Below are 5,747 nucleotides of genomic sequence, written 5' to 3' on the forward strand. Positions count from 1 at the left end.
GGCTAGGCGTTGCCATGGGCACGCTGGCGCTCGGCTCGCTGATCGCATTGATCGTCCGGCGGCTCAGCAATCCGGCCATCTACAACTCGACCGTCGGTGATTACATCACATGGGTCATCGTCGCCCTACCGCTGGTGACTGGCCTGATGGCCTTTGCGCACGTCGGCCCGCGCTACGAGACCATGCTGGCGCTGCATATTCTGAGCGCCGCGCTGCTATTCGCCTACATGCCGTTCAGCAAGCTGATGCACGCCTTCTGGTTCATCTTCTCCCGCGCCCAGAGCGGGCTGGCCTACGCCCACAAGGGGGTCCGGATATGAGCGCCACCGCCACGACACAGGTCTTTCCGAGCTTCGCCGAGGTTTACCAGGGGTTGGCCGGGCAGATCGGCATGTTGCGCCAGATGGCGCCACAGCCCACCAAGACGGAGGAGAAGCGTCTACAAGGTGCCATCGACACCCTGATCGCAGACACCAACGCGGACGAGGCCGTGTGGCTCGAGAGCTGCATCCACTGCGGGCAGTGCACGACAGCCTGCCATTACTTCCAGTCCATGCAGGACGCCAAGTACGCGCCCATGCGCAAGATGGACCTGTATCGCCGCGTCTATCAGCGCGAGATCAGCCCGATGCGCTGGTGGCACCGGCTGGTGACCAAGCCGGTGAAGCTGTCGGACTTCGAAGAAGCCAAGGAGCTGATCTACGACTCCTGCACCGAATGCGGGCGCTGCACCATGGTCTGCCCCATGGGCATCGACACGGCCTCACTGGTGCACCACATGCGAAGTGCCATGGTGGCCGCGGAGCTGGTGCCGCCGGAGCTGGCCGCACTGCGCATGGAGCAGAAGCACCAGGGCACGGTGTTCGGCTCCTCGCCCGAAAAGCTCAAGGAGATGATCGACATCATCCGCCAGAAAACCGGCGTGGAGATCCCGCTGGACAAGGACAGCGCGGAGGTGATGGTGCTCAGCTCCGCCGTGGACTTGGTCGCCAACGGCAACGGCCTGCTCGCGACGGCTCGCATCATGAACCACCTGGGTGTGGACTGGACCATCTGCTCGGACGGCTTCGAGAGCGCCAACTTCGGGCTGCTCTCCGGCGATATGGCCCTATGGAAGCAGCAGGCGGACCCGATCGTCGCCGCCGCCCAGCGGGTCAAGGCGAAGACCGTCGTCATCGCCGAATGCGGCCATGCTTACCCGGCGCTGCGCTGGAACCCGATGCTGCGCAGCGGCGAGCTGCCGTTCCAGATGATGTACATGTCGGAGTTCCTCGGCAAACAGGCCAAGGCCGGCAAGCTGCGCCTGAAGCCGCTCGGACAGAAGGTCACCTTCCACGATCCCTGCAAGACCGGGCGGCGCGGCGGCGCTTTCGACGAGCCGCGGGCGGTGCTCGCGGCCATGGGCGCAGACCTGGTGGAGATGCCGAACAACAAGGAATACAACTGGTGCTGCGGCGGCGGTGCGGGGATCTTCCTGCTGGAGGACGCCACCGAGCTGCGTGACCAGTCCTTCAAGATCAAGATCCGGGAGGTGAATGAGACCGGTGCCGAGTCCGTGGTGGTGAGCTGCGCCAGCTGCCGGCTCAACTTCGAGTCCGGGCGGCAAAAGAACAATTGGGACAAGCGCGTCGAGAGCCTGGTGGAGCTGACTGCGGCGCACCTCATCGATGACGACGAGGCCGCAAGCGCCACCACCAAAGAGACAGGAGCCGCCCAATGAGCGCACGTGTCATCGTCGACCCTGTCACCCGCATTGAGGGGCATCTCCGCATCGAGGCGAAGATGAACGGCGGAAACATCGAGCAGGCGTACTCCTCCGGCACAAGCGTGCGCGGCTTGGAGACCATCGTGCTCGGGCGCGATCCGCGGGACGTTTGGGCCTTCGTGCAGCGCATCTGCGGGGTCTGCACGCTGGTGCACGGCATCGCCGGTGTGCGCGCGGTGGAAGACGCACTGGACTACGAAATCCCGCCCAACGCCGAGCTCATCCGCAACCTGATGATCGGCACCCAGTATGTGCATGACCACGTGATGCACTTCTATCACCTGCACGCGCTGGACTGGGTGGACGTGGTCTCAGCGTTGCAGGCAGACCCGAAGGCGACGTCCGAGCTGGCGCAGTCCATCAGCGGCTATGCCAAGTCGTCACCGGGCTACTTCGCCGATGTGCAGAAGAAGCTCAAGGCCTTCGTCGAGTCGGGCCAGCTCGGCATTTTCGCCAACGGCTACTGGGGCCACCCAGGCTACCAGCTGCCGCCGGAGGCGAATCTGCTGGCCACCGCGCATTACCTGGACGCGCTCGCCTGGCAGCGGGACGTGGCCGAGCTGCACGCCGTGTTCGGCGGCAAGAACCCGCACCCCAACCTTTGTGTCGGCGGCATGCCCTGTGCCATCAGCCTGGAGTCCGGTAAGCAGGCTGGTACGGCACTGGATGTGGTGGGCTTGGAGCGGGTGCGCAACATCCTTCAGAAGATGCACAGCTTCGTCCACCAGGTGTACCTACCGGACACCATCGCTATCGCAGGCTTCTACAAGGACTGGTTCAAGCAGGGCGAGGGGCTCGGTAACTTCATGACCTATGGCGACTTCCCGGCCAAGGGCTATGGCGACCGCGACTCCTACATGGTCCCCGCCGGTGTCATCCTGAATCGGGATCTCTCGCGCATCGAGCCCGTGGACCTGGATGCCGAGTCCGAGATACAGGAGTTCGTCGCCCATGCCTGGTATGACTACCGCGAAGGCAAGGACAAAGGTCTCCATCCCTACCAGGGCGAGACCAAGCTCGCCTACACAGGCCCCGAGCCGCCGTACAAGGAGCTCGACGTCGACAACCAGTATTCTTGGCTGAAGACGCCGCGCTGGAAGGGCAAGCCCATGGAGGTCGGCCCGCTGGCCCGCGTGCTGATGCTCTATGCCAACGGCGACGAGCGCACCAAGGAGTTGGTCGACGGCACCCTCGCGCAGCTGGATCTGCCGCTGGAGGCCCTGTACTCCACCATGGGCCGCACCGCCGCGCGCACGCTGGAAACGGCGATCATGGTGGATGCGGTACAGGGCTGGTACGACACCCTGATCGGCAACATCAAGGCCGGCGACGTCAAGACCTTCAACGAACAACTCTGGGACCCGGCCACCTGGCCGCAAAAGGCGCAGGGCGTCGGCCGGATGGAGGCCCCGCGCGGGGCCCTCGGGCACTGGATCGTCATCGAGGACGGCAAGGTCGCCAATTATCAGGCCGTGGTGCCGACCACCTGGAATGCCGGCCCGCGAGACGCGCAAGACCAACAAGGCGCCTATGAGGCAGCGCTGGCCGGCCACACCGTGCAGGACCCGGCGCAGCCGCTGGAGATTCTGCGCACGGTGCACAGCTTCGATCCGTGCATCGCCTGTGCCGTGCATCTGACCGACCCGAGCGGCGAGGAGGTGCTCGAGCTGAAAGTCCAGTGACGGGCGCCGAGCTGCGCCCATGATAGTCGGGTCGGGACGGTGCTCGGGCAAAGAAGTATCACAACGTCCGCGCCCCCGGCCAAACGCGACCGCCCAGAGGAGGACTGAACGCCATGACATCACTTTCCGTATTGGCCGAGCTGCACGTGCGCGAGTTCGTGTCGCGGCTGAAGCGCCAGGACGAGATCAACGCAAAAGACCGCTCCCGTCGCGGTGAGAACGCCGTGAAGCGCGTGCGCAAACCCATCGCCAATTGGCGGCAGTATGCGATCAATTGCGCCGGGCCGCTGTGTCTGTTGGACGCCGTCGGCCAGGCCGAAGAAAGCTGGGTGGAGCTGTTCGAGCATGCGCCCCGCTGCGAGCTGCCCGATGCCAAGCCCATCGGCAAGGTCAAGCCGACCCTGCACCGCTCCTTCGACGGCGAGCTGCACATCGATCAGAGCCTGAAGCTCGCCTGAGGATTTCTTGTCGGGGCGGCGGCGACCGGCGCGCGGCCACGGGACAGACAAGATTTGTGAGCGCTGGGTTGCGCCGGCGTCTGGGGCTGACGCCTTCGACATCACCAGTTCAGAGGAAACAGCGACCATGTATGGCGTATCCACCAAAGTGAGCACAGGCTTCGACGAGACCATCGAGCGCGTCACCGAGGCCCTCAAGACCGAGGGTTTCGGCGTACTGAGCGATATCGACGTCTCGGCGACGCTCAAGAACAAGCTGGGGGTCGAGCAGCGGCCCTATCGAATCCTCGGGGCCTGCAACCCAGACTTTGCCCACAAGGCGATCAGCGCCGAGCCCGATATCGGCGTGCTCCTACCCTGCAACTTCGTCGTGCGAGAAGACGACGACGGCGACGTGCACGTCCTCTTCATGAACCCCCTGGCGGTTCTCGACTTGGTGGAGAACCCGAAAGTGCCGGGCCTTGCCGGTTACGTGCGCGAGAAGCTGGACCGGGTGATGGCAGCGGTCAGCACCTGACCAAAGCCCGCTTGTCAGCCCAGCAGCGCCCAAACCAGTCCGCAGACGAACCAAGCTCGCTCTCAGGATGGCCCCGAACGTGCCGCCGGACTGGCGTGCAACACAGCTACCGGTCCAGCCCTGCATCGGTCGCGGCAGGCGCCGTCGGACGGACCTACTGCCGAGCCTGAACTGCTGAAGCCTGCGCCCGCCGCCCCCACTATTCGGGCGGGTGCGCGACGGCGCACAGCAATCAGGCCACACCGCAGCAGGAGGGTCCGGCCATGTCCACACCCAAGAACGTCCTAGGCGAGCCCCTGGAGCTCTGCTCCGAGTCACCGAAGACCGGCTTCACCCGCAGCGGCAGCTGTGAGACCGGTCCGCAAGACTTGGGCTCCCACACCGTCTGCGCTCGGGTCACCCAGGAGTTTCTGGAATACTCCAAGTCCAAGGGCAACGACCTGATGACGCCGGTGCCCGAATTCGAATTCCCCGGCCTCAAGCCCGGCGACCGCTGGTGCCTGTGCGCGGCCCGCTGGCAGGAGGCGCTGGAGGCCGGCTGCGCGCCGAGGGTGGCGCTGCGCTCCACCCATGAGCGGGCACTGGAGGTCTGCGCCATGGAAGACCTCAAGCGCCACGCGGTGGACCTGTCCTGACATGGGGGGTAGGTCGATCGGGCATATTGACACCGATCGCCGCATCGAAGCCGCTGTGGACGCCGTGCGCAGGCTCCCGGCTCACCTGTAGTAGGCTTAAGGCCCTACCGCCAGCCAAGGCTCCCCCATGTCCCCAAGTCTCCCCATGCCGCCGCAGACCCACCGTGCCGACGGCGCCTGGCGCCGCGTGGGCGTGGAGATCGAATTCAGCGGCCTGCAACTGGACGAGGCCGCCGCGCTGGTGGCGGATACCGTGTCGGGCAGCGTCACCTCGCCCGGGCGCTCCGAGCGCCGCATCGACGGGGATCCCCCCGGCGCCCGGCCGGTGGAGCTGGACTTTACGCTGCGGAAGACGCTCGGCCGCCGCGAGCGCGACGGCGCCGAGCTGATGGACGCCGCCGGGGACCTCGCCGAGGACGTGCTGCGCCTGATCGCCGAGCGCGTCGTACCCGTGGAGGTGGTGAGTCCGCCGCTGCCGATGGACCGGCTGGAGACGGTCAATGGGCTCATCTGGGAGCTGCGCGCCGCCGGCGCCGAAGGCACTGGTGAGGAGCTGGCCTACGCCTTCGGTCTGCAGCTCAACCCAGAGCTGCCGGATACGGACGTCGACACCATCCGCCGGTACCTGCAGGCCTTTCTGTGCGTGGAAGACTGGCTGCGCGAGCGCGCGGACGTCGACCTCACCCGGCG

General features: G+C 65.8%; 6 protein-coding genes and 1 pseudogene. All 7 read left to right on the forward strand.

Going from position 1 to position 5,747, the window contains the following annotated elements; translation table 11 throughout:
- Positions 1-320: pseudogene (locus I6U14_RS05255) on the forward strand (nitrate reductase); the annotation flags it as partial.
- On the forward strand, positions 317-1,720 hold the full coding sequence (locus I6U14_RS05260; RefSeq protein WP_296897464.1) for a (Fe-S)-binding protein: 1,404 nt from the start codon (positions 317-319) through the stop codon (positions 1,718-1,720). The pseudogene I6U14_RS05255 and the gene I6U14_RS05260, both read left to right, overlap by 4 nt.
- Positions 1,717-3,447 carry a nickel-dependent hydrogenase large subunit gene (locus I6U14_RS05265; protein WP_296897466.1) on the forward strand — a complete coding sequence of 577 codons (1,731 nt, stop codon included), beginning with the start codon at positions 1,717-1,719 and terminating at the stop codon, positions 3,445-3,447. The genes I6U14_RS05260 and I6U14_RS05265 overlap by 4 nt, the downstream gene beginning before the upstream one ends.
- A 113-nt stretch (positions 3,448-3,560) precedes the next feature.
- Entirely contained in the window at positions 3,561-3,905 is a 345-nt protein-coding gene (locus I6U14_RS05270; RefSeq protein ID WP_296897468.1) for a hypothetical protein, read from the forward strand.
- A 127-nt stretch (positions 3,906-4,032) separates the two neighbouring features.
- The gene (locus I6U14_RS05275; RefSeq protein ID WP_296897470.1) at positions 4,033-4,422 is read left to right on the forward strand and encodes a DUF302 domain-containing protein; all 390 of its coding nucleotides are present in this window, start codon (positions 4,033-4,035) and stop codon (positions 4,420-4,422) included.
- 263 nt (positions 4,423-4,685) lie between these two features.
- Complete coding sequence (locus I6U14_RS05280) at positions 4,686-5,057, forward strand: DUF2237 domain-containing protein (protein WP_296897472.1); 372 nt, start codon at positions 4,686-4,688, stop codon at positions 5,055-5,057.
- Positions 5,058-5,184: 127 nt separating this feature from the next.
- The coding region (locus tag I6U14_RS05285) for an amidoligase family protein (RefSeq protein WP_296897474.1) at positions 5,185-5,747 on the forward strand (563 nt) is incomplete at its 3' end.

It is taken from the genome of Thiohalocapsa sp. (genome assembly GCF_019695415.1).
In the GTDB taxonomy this organism is placed as follows: Bacteria; Pseudomonadota; Gammaproteobacteria; order Chromatiales; family Chromatiaceae; genus Thiohalocapsa.

Bases quoted from the DNA above. Each gene is read 5' to 3' on its own strand.
- I6U14_RS05260 (WP_296897464.1), top strand. From the start codon at position 317: ATGAGCGCCACCGCCACGACACAGGTCTTTCCGAGCTTCGCCGAGGTT.
- I6U14_RS05270 (WP_296897468.1), top strand. From the start codon at position 3,561: ATGACATCACTTTCCGTATTGGCCGAGCTGCACGTGCGCGAGTTCGTG.
- I6U14_RS05280 (WP_296897472.1), top strand. From the start codon at position 4,686: ATGTCCACACCCAAGAACGTCCTAGGCGAGCCCCTGGAGCTCTGCTCC.
- I6U14_RS05275 (WP_296897470.1), top strand. From the start codon at position 4,033: ATGTATGGCGTATCCACCAAAGTGAGCACAGGCTTCGACGAGACCATC.
- I6U14_RS05265 (WP_296897466.1), top strand. From the start codon at position 1,717: ATGAGCGCACGTGTCATCGTCGACCCTGTCACCCGCATTGAGGGGCAT.